A 17,991-nucleotide genomic window follows, 5' to 3' on the forward strand; every position below is an offset into this window, starting at 1 on the left:
CCCCCAAAAGAAATGTGCCCCAACAGGCTCCAGAAGCCAGCCCCCCCCACCCGATCCTCACAACCATTCCGCCTTTCTGACGATGGGGGTTAAGATGGAATGAGAATCCTATAAAAGACGAAAAAGCGGGGGCGACGTACCGTCCAAACCGGGCCAGGGAGGCAATTTCTCTACTTTTGCGCCGTACGAAACTCCTAATGACCCCCACACAGAAGATGAAAACGACCTATTTGCTCCTGCTCTCCTTCGTGTTGCTGCTGTCCGGCTGCGAAATCACCTCGTCCGACCTGACCGAGGTGGATGAAAATGGCAACCGCGTGAACAACAAAGAAATCCGCATAGGCGCCTCACTGCTCGACGTCGGCATGACGGCCTACACCATCGACACCGTATGCACCGAGCTGATCCTCACGCGCCAAAAAGGCGGCGCGGTAAGAATCAGCGGCTTCCGCAAAGGCACCGTCATCTACGACGAGAACGGCGCCATCGACTCCATCGCTTGGGACTGGCGCCGCCCGGAGATCAATTACGGCTACGACTACCGCTACGTCTGGGACGATCTGGAATACCGCATCCTCTCCCTGCAGGACAACGGCTTCGTGGAGGACATGGAGATCTGGCGCCGCGGCAAGGATGGCGAGCGCGACCGCCTCGTGGCCCAGCTCAGCTATTCCTACGACTACGCGGGTTATGTAAGCCGGATCGAGATCCCGAACCTTCAGGCCACGATCCGCTTCAAGTACCACTATCGCGACCAGTCGAACTACGCCAACAGCATCACCATCACCGAAGTGCAACGCACCGACACCAGCACCTACACCCTGCGGCTGGCGCCCGAAAAGCTCCGCAATACGGGGTACGTCTGCAACGTCCTGCGTGCCGTGGGCGCGCCGCTGACGAACCAGTACGCGCTCAACCCCGATCTCTACTATCTCGGCATCTACGGAACGCCCGTCAAGCTGCTTCCCGATGCCATCATCGAACGTAACATCTACCGCGACGGTGAGGGTGACCTTCACAGCGTCTATTCGCGCGTAGGCTCGGACTACTATTTCTACGAAGACAACGCCATGCTCACCCGCAGCCGACAGCCCTAAGCCGTCGATCCCCATTACAACATCAAGCCGCCCACAGCCAGTAGCCCGTGGACGGCTTTTTTTTGCCCGCCATTTCCAGTCATCCGCCCCCGCCGGAAAACACTACGCCAGCCCCAACCCGTACCCAGCCTTCGTCGGAAAACACTGCGCAAGCCCCAACTCATACCCGGCCAACTTCGGAAAACACTACGCCAGCCCTATCCTGTACCCGGCCAACTTCGGAAAACACTACGCCAACTCCAACCCATACCCAGCCAACTTCCCCGCCACCGGTGGGGGCTTGATTTTCTTTTGCCCTCTTTTCTTTCATCAAGGAAAGAAAAGAGGATTGAAAGAAAGTCGGAAAACACTTTCCAAGAGTAGCACCTGTCGCTCGGTTGCTCCCGTCAGATTTCGTTTTGAGAGCACACGTCGCTTGGTTGCCCTCATCAAGAAACACAACGCCCGCCCTATCCTGTACCCGGCCAACTTCCCCGCCCCCGGTGGGGGCGGGGAAGTTGGCCGGGTACGGGAAGGAGCCTGCGTAGTAATTTCCGAAGTTGGCCGGGTATGGGATGGGGCGGGCGTTGTGTTTTCCGAAATTGGCCGGGTACGGGATGGGGTTGAAGTTGTGTTTTCCAACTGGGGCGGACGGGCAAAAAAAATCCCCGCCAAACGTCTTGACGGGGGCAACTTACGGGTGGTGGCGAACGACGGAATGGATTACGTGGGCGACTCTGCCTCGGGGGCTTTCCGATCGAAAATGGAGAGGAGGATGTAAAGCAAAATGGTGGCCGAAATGCCGGTCAGCATGGGCATTGCCAAGGTGAGCACAACGGCCGAAATGAGCAACAGGTACCGCCGCTCGTTGCCTTGCCACGCCATCGATTTGACCTTGAGCGAGAACATGGGGAGCTCGGACACCAGGAGCAATGATCCGGCCAAGGCGAGCACGGACAGGCCGATCACCCACAGCGTGAGGTCGGCGGCTACGGCCGCGGGGTACTGCTCGGCTATCCGGGCCAGTGAGGCCAGCAACGACGACCAAAAGATGGCATGCGCGGGCACGGGTAAGCCGATGAAGGAGGTCGTCTGGCGGGCATCGTTGTTGAATTTGGCCAGTCGGAGGGCCGACCCAACGGGTATGGTCAGGACGGCTACCGTGGCGAGGATCGACAACGGGAGGGGCAGCGTGGCGTCTGGCCCCAAGAGGCTAAGGTCGACGAACAGGCGGTGAAGCATGGCCGCGGGGGCGAGGCCGAAACTGACTACGTCGGCCAGTGAATCGAGGTCCTTGCCGATGGGCGAGGCGGCGTGGAGGAGGCGGGCGGCGAGGCCGTCCACGAAGTCGAACGCGACGGCGGCAAAGAGGAGCGCCACGGCCGTCATCAGTCGTCCGTCGAGGGCGGCCGCTGTGGCGATGCAACCGCAGATCAGGTTGCAGCAAGTGAGCGCGTTAGGGAGGTGACGAAGGAGGTTCGGCATAGCGCTATCGGTAGATGATTTTGCCCAGTCGGGCGATCGGTGTTTGGTTGGCCCGCACCTTCTGGCCGAGGCGGACGAGTACGTCGGTACCCACCGGCAGGAAGGTGTCCACGCGCGAGCCAAATTTGATGAAGCCCATCTGGTCGTCGACCTTGCACTGCTCTCCGGGCTGTGCGTAGGTGACGATGCGGCGGGCCAAGGCACCAGCCACCTGGCGGGTGAGCACCTCGACGCCGTAAGAGGTGGTTATGACGATCGTGGAGCGCTCGTTGTCGGTGCTACTTTTGGGTAAGTAGGCCGCCTGAAAGCGCCCCTTCTGATGCGAGACGTGCTTGACGACGCCATTGACCGGATACCAGTTGGCGTGGACATTAAAGACGGACATGAAGATGGAAACTTGGAGCCTGCGGTCGTGGAAATACTCATTCTCCGCCACCTCTTCGATGGCAACGACCGTTCCGTCGGCTGGGGCGATCACGAGGCCCTCCGAGTCGTACGGGAAGCGGCGGTGTGGGCTGCGGAAGAAATTCAATACGAGGGCAAAAAAGACGACCGACGAGGCGGTGAAGAGGTAAAAAAAGAACCCTTTGTCGATCGTATAGTAGATCAAGAGATCAACGACAAACAAAAGGGTAAATAACGTCAGCAATAAGCCTGTTCCTTCGCGGTGAACTTTCATCCTTATCTTGTTAAGCGGGGCAAAAATAGAATATTCATTGAGATACGGCCAGCCGAAAGTCGGTCGAGGGATAGGTCGCACGGGGCGCCTGAGGGGCGTCGGCCACCCGTTTGACCGAGCGATGGCGGGGCATTCGGCTCATGCGCTCACCTCCTCCGTTTCGCCCAGCTCCACGTACCAGAGATAGCCCCGGACGTTGGCGTAACCCATGGCGCCCAGAAGGGCCATGTAGTCGCGGATCTGTCGGGCGTAGCGCGTGGACTTGTGGAGGCCGAATTTGTAGTCTACGATGACGGCGCACGGCTCCTCGTCATCGGTGGCGAGCATGACGCGGTCGGGGCGGCGCGATCGGCCGTCGCCGGAGAGGATCTCGGCCTCGGTGAGGACCGTCATCGAGCCGTCAAACCACGCTCGGACGGCGGGGAGGTCGAGCAGGGTGCGCAGGCGCTTCTCCAATTCATCGGCCGACCGGCGACCGATCTCGCCCGCGGAGACCTTGGCGGCTACGGCCGCGGGAAGGTCGTCCACGGTGCGGATATGGCTGAGCAGGTCATGCATGAGCACGCCGTAATCGCGTTGCGTATCGTCGAACGACCGGCCGGAGAGGCTCAAGTACATGCGCGCATCGGGGCGGACGGAGGGCAGTGTGCGGACGATCGACGCGGTGTCGGCGGGTAGCTCGTCCGTGCACTTGGCCTCGCAATCGATCCAAGTGCCCCACTCGAAGAGTCCGTCCTCCGCGCGGAATCCGTCGGCTAAGGGGAGCAGCGGATCGCCTTCGGCTGTCTGCGTGAGGCGAGAGGTGAGGGCTTCGCGGAGGATGTCAGCGATCGATGCGGCGGCGTCCTTCTTGGCGTCCTTCTTGGATTTCTCGGCCGGAGTGAAGAGGATCAGCTCTTCCTTGGCGCGGGTGAGGGCGACGTAGAAGGTGTTCAGGGCGTCGATATAGGCGTGCAGCTTTTCGTGATAGTACTCCTCGGAGAAGATCGTGCGGCTAAGCTCAGCCTTGTAATTGACGGGCACGGCGCCGATGGCGTCAAACGGTGCGACGCGTGGCCGACACCAGAGGATGGTCTCCGACTTTGCGTCCAGCCCCCAATCGCTGAAGGGCAAGACGACGACATCGAAGCCGAGACCCTTGGCCTTGTGGATGGTCATGACGCGGAGCGCATCCTGCGTCTCAGGCATAGCGATCTGGGTCCGGATACCCGTGTCTTTCCACCACGAGAGGAAGCGGTCGACGTCCGACCCTTCGCGCTCGGCATAGTCCGCTATGAGGTCGAGAAAGGACTGCACGAAGATCAGCTCGTCCTCTGGGAAGTCGCTCCCGAAGCGGCGGCAGATGGCCTCGACCGCCTCATAGATCGAGCGATGGCCCGCAAGGAGCGGATCGCGGGCCTCGGCACCGTCCACGTCGAGCTCGGCACAAACGAGCGACGGGTTGGCGCCCTCCCCCATGCGCTTGATACGCATGGCCGAGAGCAGGAGGCCGGCGGAGCGCTGCAGCGTAGAGTCGTCCGGGCGGTTCATGTAGCGCAACATGCCCACGATGAAGCGTACAGCCGACGCGCCATCGAGCTGCAGCCCGTCGTCCGAGAGGATTCGGAGGGCCGCCTCCGGATGCTGCCGACCGTACGTCAGCAACGCGCCCGTGACGAGGGCCGCCTCGGCACGCGTACGGGTCAGCACGGCGATGTCTCCCCACGACCGACCGTGTCGCCGCAGCTCACTGACGACGTCCACCAGACGCGCCATCGCCTGTTCCTGCCACTCCTCCTTCTTACCCGTATGCTCAAGCAGCTCCACGCGCACGTGCCCGGCATTGGCAGCTCGACCTTCGGGCAGCGCCTGCCGACTGTGCGCGTAGGCCCGGAGAATGCGCCCGCCATAGAGCGCACAACGCTCCGGCGGCAACGTAGACTCGGCCAGCCCTACGTTGTATCGCTCCTGTAGCCGCGCGGGGAAGAAGGTGAAAAGCGCGTTGTTGAACTCCACCACGCGACCGAAGCTGCGCCAGTTCTCGGCCAGCGTACGCTCCGTGACGCCGGTCGGGAAATCGAGGCCGATGCGCTCGTCGAGCAATGTCCAGTCAGAATTGCGGAAGCGGTAGATGCTCTGCTTCACGTCGCCCACGATCAGATCGTCGTAGCCCGCGCCGAGACTGTCGGCCACCAAAGGGCGGAAGTTGCGCCATTGCAGCGCGCTGGTGTCCTGAAACTCGTCGATGAGGTAATGCCGGATGCGCGTGCCGGTTTTCTCGTAAATGAAGGGGACATCGCTGCCGTCGATGATGCGCGTGAGCAGTTCGGCGGTGTCGGCGATGAGCATGCGGTTTTTCTCGTCGCTCCGACGGCGAATCTCGCGGGCGATGTCGCCCAGGATGCCCAACGTGTAGAAGTTGGCGGCAATGGCTTGGGCCGTGAGATAGTCTCGCATGCGCGTGTCATAGAATCGGATCACCGCCTTGACACAGTCGTTCAGGCCGTCGGCGTAGGCCTGCTCGATAGCCGCATTCTTCCCCGAGACCCACTCTGCGAGATTGTCCGGCAACTGACAGAACCGTTTGCCCGGCTCCTCGTCGATGACGCCCGATTGCAGCTTATTGAAAAACATCAGGCCCGATTTGTCCTTCCATTTGAAGCTCTCCGGCTTCAGCCCGTAGCGCGCCATGATGGCTAGCCCTCGTTCGCCCAGCTCGCGCGCCTCGCTTTTGATGGCATTCATGGTGGCGTAAAGCATGTCGCTGTAGGCCGTCATCTTCTTACGGTCCACCGTGGGCGCCGTCTCGTCAGCATCGTCCGCGCTGCGCAGCGCCTTGTAGTGTTCATTGAAGAGCTGCCGCCCGAGCGTCTTCATGTCGCGGCTCAAGACCCACGTTTCGCCCCGCTCCACCTTCTGCTCGCTGAAGCGCAGCAGCCACCGGAAAAGCTCCGAGTCGCCCCCCTCACGGTCTAAGCCGGCCAGCAAACTGTCCACCGCCTCGTCGAGCACCGGCTCGGCGTCCAGCTCCACGACATAGTTGCCCTGCAAGCCGATCTCACGCACAAAGGCGCGCAGGGTCTGCTGAAAAAAGTGATCGATCGTGCTCACGTTAAACGCTGCATAATCATGCAGCATGCGCACCAGCAACGTCCGAGCCCGCGTCCGCACGTCGGCCTCCGTCGCCCCCCCGAGATGCGCCCGGAGCATTTCCAGATGACCCGACCGCCCGCCCGAAGCCAGGGCGTAGAGGTCGCGAACGATGCGGTCTTTCATCTCCGCCGTCGCCTTATTGGTAAACGTCACGGCCAGGATGTGGCGATACGTTGCCTCGCCCTCTTGCCCCTTGCCGCCGAAAAGCATTTTGAGGTACTCCCCCGTCAGCGTGTGCGTCTTGCCCGCCCCGGCCGATGCGCGATAAACGGTCAGCATACGCGCACCCCGTAGCCCTCGCCCTGAAGGATGTCCGCCACCTTTTGCCTGAGGTCGCCTTGCAGGATGATCTCCCCGTCCTTTGTCGCCCCGCCCACGCCGCAACGCACCTTCAGCGCCTTGCCCAGCGCCTCCAGATCGTCCGTCCGGCCGCGAAAGCCCTCCACGATCGTCACCGTCTTGCCGCCCCTGTTCCGCCGGTCAATCCTTACGCGCAGCCGCTGACGGTCGCAAGGCAGCGTCTCCACCTCCGGCGCCTCGTCTGTTTGATATGCAAAATCTGGATTCGTGGAATAGATCACTCCGAGCCGCTCCTTCCAGTCGTTGTTCTTCTTCATTCTTCTATTGGATCATTATTCGGGCGGCAAAAATAGGCGCGCCTTGCACCTCATTCTCGCACCGCGTTCATTGTATCGTACAATCAACAGATGACTCGTAGGCCGATTGTATCGTACAATGACGAGAAACAAAACCGTTTCGGCTCATTGTATCATACAATCGGCCGAATCGAAAAAAAAACGCCGATTGTATCGTACAATGGCGAGAATCAAAACCATTTCGGCTCATTGTATCATACAATCGGCCGAATCGAAAAAAAAACGCCGATTGTATCGTACAATGGCGAGAATCAAAACCATTTCGGCTCATTGTATCATACAATCGGCCGAAACGAAACCACCTCAGTTCATTGTCTCAGACAAGCAGATCGCGTGAGAGTCCGTAAGGCTGCGCCCGACAATCCGCCGCGGAACCACCCGCTGGGGCGTGGAGCCCTGGGGTAAGGACAAAAAAAAGGGCTCTCCATCACGGAAAACCCTTTTCTTCGAATCACCAATTTCTCAATTAATAATATGATGAGGTCGGGATGAGACGACTCGAACGTCCGACCTCCACGTCCCGAACGTGGCGCGCTAGCCAACTGTGCTACATCCCGTGTCATTTTTGACGGGCGCAAAGGTAACATCATTTTGAAACGAGCAAATTCCCGTGAGCTTTTTCTCCGAAATTTGCGCCGCATTCTCCTCAGACAGGAGGTACACAATAGATATAATAGGTATGAGCAACGTAACAATATTGGGAATAGAATCTTCGTGCGACGACACGTCGTGCGCTGTGATACGCGACGGCGTGCTGCTGTCGAACGTGATTGCCAGCCAGGCCGTACATGAGGCCTACGGCGGCGTGGTGCCGGAGCTAGCCTCGCGGGCACATCAACAAAACATCGTCCCTGTGGTCTCCGAGGCCATCCGTCGGGCCGGTATTCATCGCTCGGAGCTGACGGCCGTGGCCTTCACGCGCGGGCCGGGACTTTTAGGCTCACTGCTCGTGGGCACCTCTTTCGCCAAAGGGCTGGCCATCTCGCTCGGCATCCCCATGATCGAGGTCAATCATTTGCAGGCGCACGTGCTGGCGCACTTCATCAAGCAGTCGCCCGACGACAATGCGCACCCCGCGTTCCCCTTCATCTGCCTACTCGTCTCGGGCGGCAATTCGCAGATCATTCGCGTCGAGGCCTACGATCGCATGGAGGTCATCGGGCAAACGATCGACGACGCCGCGGGCGAAGCCTTCGACAAGTGCGCCAAGGTGATGGGGCTCGGTTATCCCGGCGGCCCCATCGTCAATCGCTTAGCCAACGAGGGCAATCCGCGGGCCTTCACCTTCAGCAAGCCACACGTCCCGGGCTACGATTACAGCTTCAGCGGACTCAAAACGTCTTTCCTCTACACCCTCCGCGACGCGCTGAAGGACGATCCGGACTTCGTGGAGAAGCACAAGGCAGATCTCTGCGCCTCGTTGCAGGCCACTGTCATTGATATTCTGATGGACAAACTGCGCCGCGCTGTGGCTGACACCGGCATCCGCGAAGTGGCTGTGGCGGGGGGCGTTTCGGCCAACTCCGGCCTGCGCGACGCCTTCCGTGACCATGCCGAGTGCCTCGGCTGGAACATCTTCTTGCCGCCGAACGCCTTCACCACGGACAACGCCGCAATGGTCGCCATGACGGGCTATTTCAAGTACGCCGACGGCCTCTTCTGCCCGATGGATGCCGCCCCCTATGCGCGCGTCACGTCGACGATCTGTTGAGCCCGCTACTCGTAGACTAAGCACGAAAGGCGGTCTGGCGCGAGAAACTCGTTGGCCACGGCGAGGATTTCGTCGGCCGTCACCTCCTCGATGCGACGGGCCGTCTCGGCCGGCGTATCGCACCGACCGAAGCGCAGGAACGACTTGCCGAGCGTGAGGAACAGCCCCTCGCGATTGTCGCCTGCCACACGCAGCTGCCCGATGGCCTGCTTCTTGGCCGCAGCCAGTTGCGTGAGCGATAGGGGGCGCTCGCGGAGGCGCGCCAATTCGGCGCGGACAAGGTCGAGCGCCTGCGTGCGATTGCGCGGATCGGTGCCGAAATAGATCGTACAGAGACCTGCGTCGGTGTAGCACGTCAAGTTCGACTCCACGCCGTAGACCAGCCCGCGACGCTCGCGCAGGGCCACGTTCAGTCGGCTGTTCATGCCCGGCCCGCCGAGGATGTTGTTCAGCAGATAGAGCGGCGCATGACGCGTGTCGTAGAGGTCGCAGGCGCGGGCGCCAAGGATCACGTGCGACTGGTGCGTACGTTTTCGGCTGACCGACTCGCGTGGCGAAACCTCAGCCGGCGACGTGCGCTGATGAGGGATACCCACGGCGGGTAGGTCGGCAAAATGTCGCTCGGCCATTCGCACAATCCGCTGGAACGCCGTGGCGCCCATCGAAAAGAAGACCATGTTCGCCGCCGTATAGTAACGCTCCATGAACGATCGCCCGCGCAGGGTGTCGAAACGCCGCAGCGCGCGCTTATTGCCGAGGATCGGCCGACCGAGCGGGTGACCGTCGAAGAGCATCGACTCATATTCATCGAAAATCAGTTCCGCAGGCGCATCCTCGTAGGATCGGATCTCGTCCAAGATCACCTCGCGCTCCTTCTCGATCTCGGCCGCAGGGAACTGCGCGTGTGCCGCCAAATCGGCGATCAGCTCCACCGCCCGCTCGAAGTGTGGCGCGGGAAAGACGGAATAGAGGAACGTCTCCTCCTTCGTCGTGTAGGCATCCAAATCGCCGCCGACAGCCTCCATGCGATTCAGGATGTGCCATGCCCGGCGCCGACGGGTACCCTTGAAAAGCATATGCTCCACGAAATGCGCCAGCCCACTCTCGTCCGGCGCCTCGTCGCGCGTGCCAGCGTCGACGGCCAGCCCGCAATAAGCCACCTCCGAATCGGTCGGCAAATGGACCATCCGCAGCCCATTGGGCAGGGTGTGCGTAAGCGTGATTTCTTCTCTCATCAGTTCTTCGTCTTTATCGGCCGCAAAAGTAGACGGCGATCGGTGGCCGCACGAGGTGCGACAGACCGGCGTCAGGGCCTTAGAAGTTTTAACATCCACTCAATGCAACGCTATCGCACCCTCCCCCATCAAGGTTTGCAGTAAATCAAAAAAACAACACCCAGATGAAAACGACGAAATTCCTTTTGATGAGTCTCTGTGCGGCATTGATCATGTCGGGGGCCGTATCATGCAGCAAAGACGATAGCGGATACAGCTTAGGGCGCGTCTGGCGATCGGTCGTGACCGTCGACCCGATCGGCAAGGGCGGCACCTATTCGCTCACCCTCGACGACGGCACGCGCCTCTGGCCCGCCGGCACGGAGATCCCCTTCTATCGCCCCACCACGCGCCACCGCGCCCTGGCGTACTATACGATCCTCTCCGACACCTTCCAGGGCTACGACCACGCCATCCTTATGCGTAGCATCCGTGACATCCTCACGAAACCGTTCATAGAATCCGATATGTTGAGCACCTCAAAAACGTCGGACGACTTCGGCTCTGATCCTATCAGCGTGATCGACATTTGGTATGGCGACGGTTACATCAACGTGCATTTCGGGGCCAATCACGGCGGTACGAAGCGCCACTTGGTGAACCTTGTGCAGGTATCGCAATCGGGCATCCCACCTTACGTCTTCGAGTTTCGCCACAACGCTTTCGGCGACCCCCCGCGCTACGGCCGACGCGCTTTCGTGGCCTTCGATATGGCTAAGCTAAAGTTCCCCGCCGGGTCAGACTCCACGGTGACGGTACGGGTGAAAACCTTCGACGGTGAGAAGCGCTACAAGATCGTTTGCCGCCGGTCGGTCGATAAGACCATCCCCTACGAGGCGCGCAGCATGGCACAAGAGGAACTCATCGATGTGGAATAAGCAGAGCACCGTGTAAGTGTATAAGTATCAGTTATCATAGATCTCGTTTAGAACATAGACTAAGACAAACAACTAGTTAGAACAATCGTGTGTTTACCTTGACAATGAGGTAGTGTTCTGCGTGAGGATGTGTCCGTGAGGGTGCATCCTCATACTTTTTACGCCCCGTCCTGGCGGGATCGCTACGCAGCCGGCGCCCCATGCAAGCCGCTCCTTATCCTCACGCCTCCGCGTGTCCATCCTGTCGCTCGGGCCGCGCCGCTGGCACGCAGGCGCCCCAAAATGTCGCATGACGGAGCCGCTGGCACGCAGGCTCCTCAAAATGTCGCATGACGGAGCCGCTGGCATGCAGGCTCCTCAAAATGCCGCATGACGGAGCCGCTGGCACGCAGGCGCCCAAAAATGTCGCATGACGGGCCCGCTGTCACGCAGCGGCGCTAAAAAGTCGCTTGACAGAGCCGCTGGCACGCAGCGGCGCCAAAAAGTCGCTTGACGGGGCCGCTGGCACGCAGCGGCGCCAAAAAGTCGCTTGACAGAGCCGCTGGCACGCAGCGGCGCCAAAAAGTCGCTTGACGGAGCCGCTGGCACGCAGCGGCGCCAAAAAGTCGCTTGACAGAGCCGCTGTCACGCAGCGACGCTAAAAAGTCGCTTGACGGAGCCGCTGGCACGCAGCGACGCCAAAAAGTCGCTTGACGGGGCCGCTGGGTCACAGCGATGCGAAAAAGTTGCTTGACGGGGCCGCTGAGTCGCAAGTGCACACCATAACGACGACGTCGTCAAAGCCTTCGGCAGTGCGGACCCATCCGGGGAGTGTGCCGCAGGACTGGAAGCCAGCCGCAGCGAAAAGTCGCAGGCTGGGCGTGTTGCGCGTGGACACGTGGGCGTAAAGCAGATGGAGGTGAAGGAAACGAAAGGCGTAGGCCGAAACGAGGCCGATGGCCTCCCGCCCGAAGCCCTGTCCACGACAAGAGGCGTCGATGAGCACCCCCAGGCCGGCACGCTGATGGTGCGGATCGAAGTCGTAAAGATCCACCGTGCCGATGGCTCGATCGGCCGACTTGTCGATGATCATCAGGCGGAGCTGACGCATGGCGTAAAGGTCGCTCGTCGAGGCGGAGGCGATGTATTCGCGCAGGGCGTAGCGGGAGTAGGGCGCGAGGGTGCAGCCCTGCTCCCACGTCGCGGGGTCGTTCTCCCACCCATAGAGCGCCTCCAAATCTTCCGGTTCGAGGGCGCGCAGGCGCACCCGACGGCCGTCGAGCCACGCCTCGGGGGGCGGCGTTATCGGGTGGGTGAGATCCATCGATCCGTGTCGGGGTAAAACGTGTGGTAGGTCATCCGCTTATCCGGACAGCGGTCCATGAGGTGAATCATGCGATCAAAAGAGAGGTCGGGGTGGCAGAAGATGATGTCCGTACACCCGTCCAGCGGGGGGATGGCGCCTATCTCGTCCGCCGCCTCCCAAGCGATCGATGCGGCCTCGGGGAATCGCTCCAATACACGGCGGCGCACATCGGCGGCGTGCGCTTTGCTGCACACATACATGAGTTCCGGCCTGCGCCCGCCTCGGCGACGAGAGGGGCGCGTGCGTTTCCAGCCAAACAGTCCGGCGAGGGCTTTGCGCAAACAAACCGCAAGACGGATCAGGGCCCAGGCCGGTCCGCCGGCGTTCGGGTAATGCTTCCGATAGAAAATCAGCATGGCATTATAGAAGGCATTCAAATAGCGTCGGTCGGCGTAGTGGGTGCTTTCGCCCTTGTAATGGAGGATGCTGAAGGGGAGGTAATAGTTGGCATAACCGGCGGGGATCATGCGATAAGAGAGGTCGATGTCCTCGCCGTACATGAAGAATGCCTCGTCCAGCAGGCCGATGCGCCGGAGCGCCTCGTGGCGGAGGAACATGAAGGCACCGGAGAGCACCTGCACCTCGTGGACGGCGTCGTCCGACAGGTATCGCAGGCTGTATGCGGCCAGGCGGGGCGAACGGGGGAAGAGGCGCGAGAGGCCGGAGAGTTTGCAAAAGGCCACCCACGGCGTGGGGAAGCTGCGCTTGCTTTCGGGGAGGAAAGCGCCGTGCCCGTTGATCATTTTCACACCGATCGCGCCCGCGTTCGTGTGGCTGTCCATGAAGTGGCACGCGCCGCGCAGCGCCTCGCTGGTCACGATCGTGTCGGGGTTCAGAAGCAGCACGTAGCGCCCTCGCGAGAGGCGGATCGCCTGATTGTTCGCCTTGGCAAAGCCCGGATTGTCTGCGTTTTCGATGAAGTGTACCTCGGGGAAAAGTGGGCTCAGATAGTCGACAGACCCGTCCGTAGAAGCGTTGTCCACCACCCACGTCTCCACCTCAATGCCTTGCGCGGCCTCACGGACGGAGCGCAGACATTGCTCGAGCAGGTACTTCACATTGTAATTGACGATAACGATGGAGAGCAGCATGGCGGTGGGGGCAATCGGTTGGGCGGGGGGATTAATCCTCCTTCGGCAGCGCGTACGTGCGGCGATAGAGGAAGTCGGCCAGAGCCACATCGTCCGTATAGCTACGGATCACGTCCGGGTCGATGGGGGTGCCAACGTAGACTTCGGCCGTATGCCCGCGCTTGTTGAAGGCCTCTGCCGCTACGCGCAGCGTGCGGATCTTCCAGCTGATCCAGCCCAGCCCGTAGAAGAACCGGGAGTTGCGGAAATCGAAGTAGACAGGATAGACGGGGACGCCGGCCTTGCGAATCAGGCGGATCACGCTGTGCGTCCACGGCCGATCGAGCACCTCGCCGCGTGCGTTACCGAACGACATGGCGCCGGCGGGGAAGAATCCAATCGGGTGACCGTTCCGCAACCCTTCGAGGGCGAGGCGTACGCCGCCCACATTGGCGTGATGGGCCGTCGTTTGGTTGCCCGTCTTGGGCGTGACTGAGATGAAGTTGTCCGACATGGCCCAGATGCGCTCCAGCACGCCGTTAACCATGACGCGAAAGTCGGGTCGGCGGGAGGCAAAAAGGTCGATGAGGATGATGCCGTCGAGCGACCCAATGGGATGGTTCGAGACGGTGATGAAGGCGCCCGTGGGGAGGGTGTCGAGTCGCTCGGCGTGATGAATGTTGTAGCGCACGTCCATCATCGGGTCGGCCAGCATGGCGGAGGTGAAGGCGGCGCCACGCAGGTGGCAATGTCGGGTGTGGATGGCGTTGACCTTGTCGATGGCGAGCCATTTCATCAGCCGGCGAGCGATGGGGATGGCCCATCGGTGGCGGAAGATGGGCGCAGCGGCCTGCAGATCGGCCAGGCCGAAGACGGGCTTCACGTCGGTCTGCTCACTCATGCCGGCTGCGTTCGTCAAGGGTGATGATGTCACGACAAATCTGCTCGTGCCGATGGACAGAGAGGAGCAGAATGGCGTTGAGCACAACGATCTCGTACACGAAATAGATCCACACGATGCCGCTCCAGCGTATGCTAAGGAGCATGACCAGAAAGAGAACGACGGTGCGACCGTTGAAGGTCATGAAGTCGATAAAGTGCGTCATCAGGTGGCGGCTGCGACTGCGGAAGGCTTGGCGAAGGGGCTCGGGGATGTCGTCGCCATAGCGTGCCTGAAGCGTGCGGAGCATGCGCTGCAGGGCGGGCGTCCAAAACTCTTGCACCCGGGTGTAGACCTCATAGAGGGCGAAGAAGGCGCGGTTGGTGCGGCTCTTCATGGCGCGTTGCTGGGCCTTGACCTGATCGATGCTATGGAACTCGCGGCCTTTCTCTTTGCTGACGAAGTAGAGGTGGAGCGTCTTGTAATAGTCCGTGATGCCGGCCTGAAGCAGATGCGAGAGACCGGAAGCGACGGCGGGCACGAAGAACCAACCGCTACCGTAGAGGTGCGTGAGGCGCAGGGCGAGGCCAACGTAAATGAGGGTGAACCAGATGTCGCCAGCCATGCCGTCGAGGATGCGACCGATCTCGGACTTGATGCCGGTCAAGCGGGCCAACTGGCCGTCGACACAGTCGAGGATGTTGGCCACGATGAGCAGCAGGATGCCCGCCACGGTGTACTCCGGGCGGCCGGTGAAGTAGAAGAGGTAGCCCGTGCCGGCACCGACGAAGATGGAGAGGATGGTGACCATGTTCGGCGTGACGCCGGTGTGCTGCAGCATGCGCGCCAGGCGATAGCCGATGGGGCGATAGAAATAGAGATCGATCAGGTTCTCGGTCTCGATGGATTTCAGGGACGCTTCGAATGACTTGTCGCTCATGGTTCACCGATAGCAATATCCGCCGTCCGCCACGACCACTGCGCCGTTCATATAACTGTTCTCGACCAACATCCGGTAGACCTCGGCTACTTCCTCGGGGCTACAGAAGCGGCCGAGGGCGATCTTCCCTTCGATGTTGCGACGCACCTCGGCGGGCTTGGTGCGGTGCCAATCGGTGTCGACGAAGCCCGGTGCGACGGCATTCACGCGGACGCCGTAGGGGGCAAGAAACTTGACGAGGTTCTTGGCCAGGGCATGTACGGCCGACTTGGTGACGCCGTACGAGAGCGACATGCCGTGCGGCTCGACGGCCATCAGCGATCCGGTGAAGACGACGCCTGCACCGCGCCGTATGCGCTTCACAAGTCGCTGGAGGAGGAAGACGGGGAAGTGTACGTTGGCGAAGAACTGCCGCTCCCACTCGGCCAGCTCCAGCTCCTCGAACGAAGCGCGATAGGTGGTGCCGGCGTTCAGGACGACGGCGTCAAGCGTGGCGTCTGAGGCCTCGAAATGGCTGGCGACACGCGCAATGGAGGCGGGGTCGGTAATGTCAGCCTGGAGCAGGTCGACCCGAACGGCCGACGCCGTGCGGATCGCTTCCGCGGCCTCCTCGGCGGCCACGGTGTCGGCGCCGTAGGTCAGCGTCAGGTCGTAGCCAGCGCGGGCCAGCACGTCGGCTACGGCACGACCGATGCCCTTCGTACCGCCCGTGATCAATGCTTGTTTAGTCATATCTCTCTGGGGTGCGGCGTTAGGATGGTTGGCCGGACGTCGGCTCGTCGTCAAGACCGATCTTCATGCCCTTCACCGACTCGGGCTTGGCCTGTCGCTCCTGCTGCAGGTGTTTCTCGTAAGAGTCGTGGATGGTCTTACGGAGCGAGGAGGAGGAGACGCCTGTGCCGTAAGGGAAGTAGAAGACTTGCACGTCGAGCTCGCGCAGGTAGTCGTATTTTCCATACCAGTCGTCGCCCACCACGAAGGCATCGATGTTGAGCTTCTTAACGATCTCGGTATGGTCGAGCGTATGTTGGGGGATGACGATGTCGGGCGTCTTGAGGGCTTCGAGGATCTGCATCCGCTCGTTGAAGGGGATGATGGGGGGCGCCTTGTACGACGATACGAGTTCGTCCGTGCTCACGCCGACAATCAGAATGTCGCCCAAGCTGCGGGCGTAATTGATCATCCGAAGATGATTGTAGTGGAACATGTCGAATGTCCCTGAGGTGTAAACCACCGTTTTATTCTTGAACATAGGATGCCGTTTTGAATTTTCTGATACCTATTTTTACACGGCGGGCAAAGGTAGAAGCTGTTTCGATCTTACCAATTTCAGGAGGACGGGGACTTTCCAGACGGGTACACCCCTATCCCCTCAGGGGATGGGAGCTTTCCAGACGGGTACACCCCTATCCCCTCAGGGGACGGGGACTTTCCGGACAGGTACGCCCCTATCCCCTCAGGGGACGGGGACTTTCCAGACGGGTACGCCCTTATCCCCTCAGGGGACGGGGACTTTCCAGGCGGGTACACCCCTATCCCCTCAGGGGACGGGGACTTTCCAGGCGAGTACACCCCTATCCCCTCAGGGGACGGGGACTTTCCAGAAGGGTACGCCCCTATCCCCTCAGGGGACGGGGACTTTCCAGGCGGGTACGCCCCTATCCCCTGGAGGGGACGGGGACTGGCAGGGGCGCTACAGCTCGGGTTCTTCCACCTCTTGGGTGAGGTCGAGCTTCACGTTGTCCTTCCCGACCTTGTCGACAAACTCCTTACGCAGGGGATGCAGGGTAGCCTGGCGATAGGCCTCGCGGTTGCGATAGATGTCGATCGAGGCGTAGATGGCCTGTCGGAACGAGGCTTCCGAGGCCCGATTGCGTCCAGCGATGTCGTAGGCCGTACCGTGGTCGGGCGAGGTGCGGACAATAGGCAGTCCGGCGGTGAAGTTCACGCCCTCGTCCATCACCAAGGCCTTGAACGGCGCCAGCCCCTGATCGTGATACATGGCCAGCACCCCGTCGAAGAGTTGGAAAGTGCTCGATCCAAAGAAACCATCCGAGGCGTAGGGGCCGAACGACAACACGCCTTTCTTCTTGGCCTCGGCCATCGCAGGACGAATCACGGTCTCCTCCTCCTCGCCCAACAGTCCGGCGTCGCCGGCGTGGGGATTGAGCGAGAGCACAGCAATGCGTGGGCGGACGATGCCAAAGTCCTCCTTGAGCGACGTGTTGAAGAGGATCAGCTTATCCGTAATGGCCTCCGGCGTGAGGTGGGAGGCGACGCTGGCCAGCGGCACATGACCCGTCACTAAGGCCACGCGCAGCCTGTCGCTCGTGAGAATCATCAGCGAACGGTAGACGCCATTCTCCCCGAAACAGGCCTCGAGATATTCCGTATGACCGGGGAAGTGGAAGCCGTCGTGCTGGATGTTGTGCTTGTTGATGGGCGCCGTGACGAGCGTGTCGATGACGCCCCGCTTGAGGTCGGCCACGGCTGCCTCGAGCGACGCGAAGGCGGCCATGCCACCCTCCGCGGTCGACTCGCCCGGTGCAATGGGACAGTCGGCCGCCACGCAATTGATGAGGTTCACACGGCCCTCTTCCGCCTCCTCGGCGCGGGCGATGACGTTCGGAATCACCGGTTCGGTGATGTCCGTCAGCGTATCCCGATAATACTGCAACGCCTTGAGTGAGCCATAGATGACCGGCGTGCAGATGTCCGTCATCATCTCTTCTGCGAACGTTTTCAGGATCACCTCGTATCCCACCCCGTTCATATCTCCTTGCGTGATACCCACGCGAATCAATCTTTCTTCCATGCTGTCTCTGTAAGCTATCAAGTGAAAAGTGAAAAACGAAAAGCTAAGAA

15 protein-coding genes and 1 tRNA gene are annotated in these 17,991 nt (G+C 60.9%); 3 read left to right on the top strand and 13 right to left on the bottom strand.

Annotation, left to right across the window (positions count from 1 at the left end):
* The first annotated feature begins 215 nt into the window (after positions 1–215).
* Positions 216–1,097 carry a hypothetical protein gene (locus C7123_RS01135; protein WP_159049791.1) on the top strand — a complete coding sequence of 294 codons (882 nt, stop codon included), beginning with the start codon at positions 216–218 and terminating at the stop codon, positions 1,095–1,097.
* A 702-nt stretch (positions 1,098–1,799) separates the two neighbouring features.
* Here C7123_RS01135 and C7123_RS01140 read toward each other — a convergent pair.
* From C7123_RS01140 to C7123_RS01160, 5 genes are all read right to left on the bottom strand, one after another.
* Positions 1,800–2,561: a CDP-alcohol phosphatidyltransferase family protein gene (locus tag C7123_RS01140; protein WP_069175491.1), complete on the bottom strand. Its 762-nt coding sequence runs from the start codon at positions 2,559–2,561 to the stop codon at positions 1,800–1,802.
* A gap of 4 nt (positions 2,562–2,565) precedes the next feature.
* Positions 2,566–3,240 (bottom strand): phosphatidylserine decarboxylase family protein, encoded by a 675-nt coding sequence (locus tag C7123_RS01145; RefSeq protein WP_037984594.1) that lies wholly within the window; start codon positions 3,238–3,240, stop codon positions 2,566–2,568.
* A 138-nt stretch (positions 3,241–3,378) separates the two neighbouring features.
* Positions 3,379–6,651, bottom strand: a complete 3,273-nt coding sequence (locus C7123_RS01150; RefSeq protein WP_069175492.1) for a UvrD-helicase domain-containing protein — start codon at positions 6,649–6,651, stop codon at positions 3,379–3,381.
* Complete coding sequence (locus C7123_RS01155; protein ID WP_069175493.1) at positions 6,645–6,989, bottom strand: translation initiation factor; 345 nt, start codon at positions 6,987–6,989, stop codon at positions 6,645–6,647. The genes C7123_RS01150 and C7123_RS01155 overlap by 7 nt, the downstream gene beginning before the upstream one ends.
* 522 nt (positions 6,990–7,511) lie before the next feature.
* Positions 7,512–7,585, bottom strand: a tRNA-Pro gene (locus tag C7123_RS01160).
* 122 nt (positions 7,586–7,707) lie between these two features.
* On the opposite strand from C7123_RS01160, the gene tsaD reads away from it, so the two are divergent.
* Positions 7,708–8,739, top strand: a complete 1,032-nt coding sequence (gene tsaD, locus C7123_RS01165) for a tRNA (adenosine(37)-N6)-threonylcarbamoyltransferase complex transferase subunit TsaD (protein ID WP_069175494.1) — start codon at positions 7,708–7,710, stop codon at positions 8,737–8,739.
* A gap of 5 nt (positions 8,740–8,744) precedes the next feature.
* Here the strand turns inward: tsaD and C7123_RS01170 are convergent, their stop codons facing one another.
* Positions 8,745–9,974: a M16 family metallopeptidase gene (locus C7123_RS01170; protein WP_069175495.1), complete on the bottom strand. Its 1,230-nt coding sequence runs from the start codon at positions 9,972–9,974 to the stop codon at positions 8,745–8,747.
* Positions 9,975–10,138: 164 nt separating this feature from the next.
* Between C7123_RS01170 and C7123_RS01175 the strand changes: the two genes are divergently transcribed.
* Entirely contained in the window at positions 10,139–10,891 is a 753-nt protein-coding gene (locus C7123_RS01175) for a NigD1/NigD2 family lipoprotein (RefSeq protein ID WP_083206907.1), read from the top strand.
* Positions 10,892–11,597: 706 nt separating this feature from the next.
* Here the strand turns inward: C7123_RS01175 and C7123_RS01180 are convergent.
* From C7123_RS01180 to pdxA, 7 genes are all read right to left on the bottom strand, one after another.
* A complete protein-coding gene (locus tag C7123_RS01180; RefSeq protein ID WP_069175497.1) occupies positions 11,598–12,194 on the bottom strand; it encodes a GNAT family N-acetyltransferase in 597 nt (198 codons plus the stop codon).
* The gene (locus C7123_RS01185; protein WP_069175498.1) at positions 12,173–13,327 is read right to left on the bottom strand and encodes a glycosyltransferase family 2 protein; all 1,155 of its coding nucleotides are present in this window, start codon (positions 13,325–13,327) and stop codon (positions 12,173–12,175) included. Before C7123_RS01185 ends, C7123_RS01180 begins: the two co-directional genes overlap by 22 nt.
* A 31-nt stretch (positions 13,328–13,358) precedes the next feature.
* Positions 13,359–14,207 carry a lysophospholipid acyltransferase family protein gene (locus tag C7123_RS01190; RefSeq protein WP_069176387.1) on the bottom strand — a complete coding sequence of 283 codons (849 nt, stop codon included), beginning with the start codon at positions 14,205–14,207 and terminating at the stop codon, positions 13,359–13,361.
* The gene (locus C7123_RS01195) at positions 14,200–15,126 is read right to left on the bottom strand and encodes a CDP-alcohol phosphatidyltransferase family protein (RefSeq protein WP_037981994.1); all 927 of its coding nucleotides are present in this window, start codon (positions 15,124–15,126) and stop codon (positions 14,200–14,202) included. The genes C7123_RS01190 and C7123_RS01195 overlap by 8 nt, the downstream gene beginning before the upstream one ends.
* Before the next feature lie 3 nt (positions 15,127–15,129).
* Positions 15,130–15,858 (bottom strand): SDR family NAD(P)-dependent oxidoreductase, encoded by a 729-nt coding sequence (locus C7123_RS01200; RefSeq protein ID WP_037981993.1) that lies wholly within the window; start codon positions 15,856–15,858, stop codon positions 15,130–15,132.
* Between the two features lie 19 nt (positions 15,859–15,877).
* Positions 15,878–16,378 carry an adenylyltransferase/cytidyltransferase family protein gene (locus C7123_RS01205; protein WP_069175499.1) on the bottom strand — a complete coding sequence of 167 codons (501 nt, stop codon included), beginning with the start codon at positions 16,376–16,378 and terminating at the stop codon, positions 15,878–15,880.
* Between the two features lie 441 nt (positions 16,379–16,819).
* Positions 16,820–17,941: a 4-hydroxythreonine-4-phosphate dehydrogenase PdxA gene (gene pdxA / locus C7123_RS01210; protein ID WP_037999050.1), complete on the bottom strand. Its 1,122-nt coding sequence runs from the start codon at positions 17,939–17,941 to the stop codon at positions 16,820–16,822.
* Positions 17,942–17,991 lie beyond the last annotated feature (50 nt).

The organism is Tannerella serpentiformis (genome assembly GCF_003033925.1).
Classification (GTDB): domain Bacteria; phylum Bacteroidota; class Bacteroidia; order Bacteroidales; family Tannerellaceae; genus Tannerella; species Tannerella serpentiformis.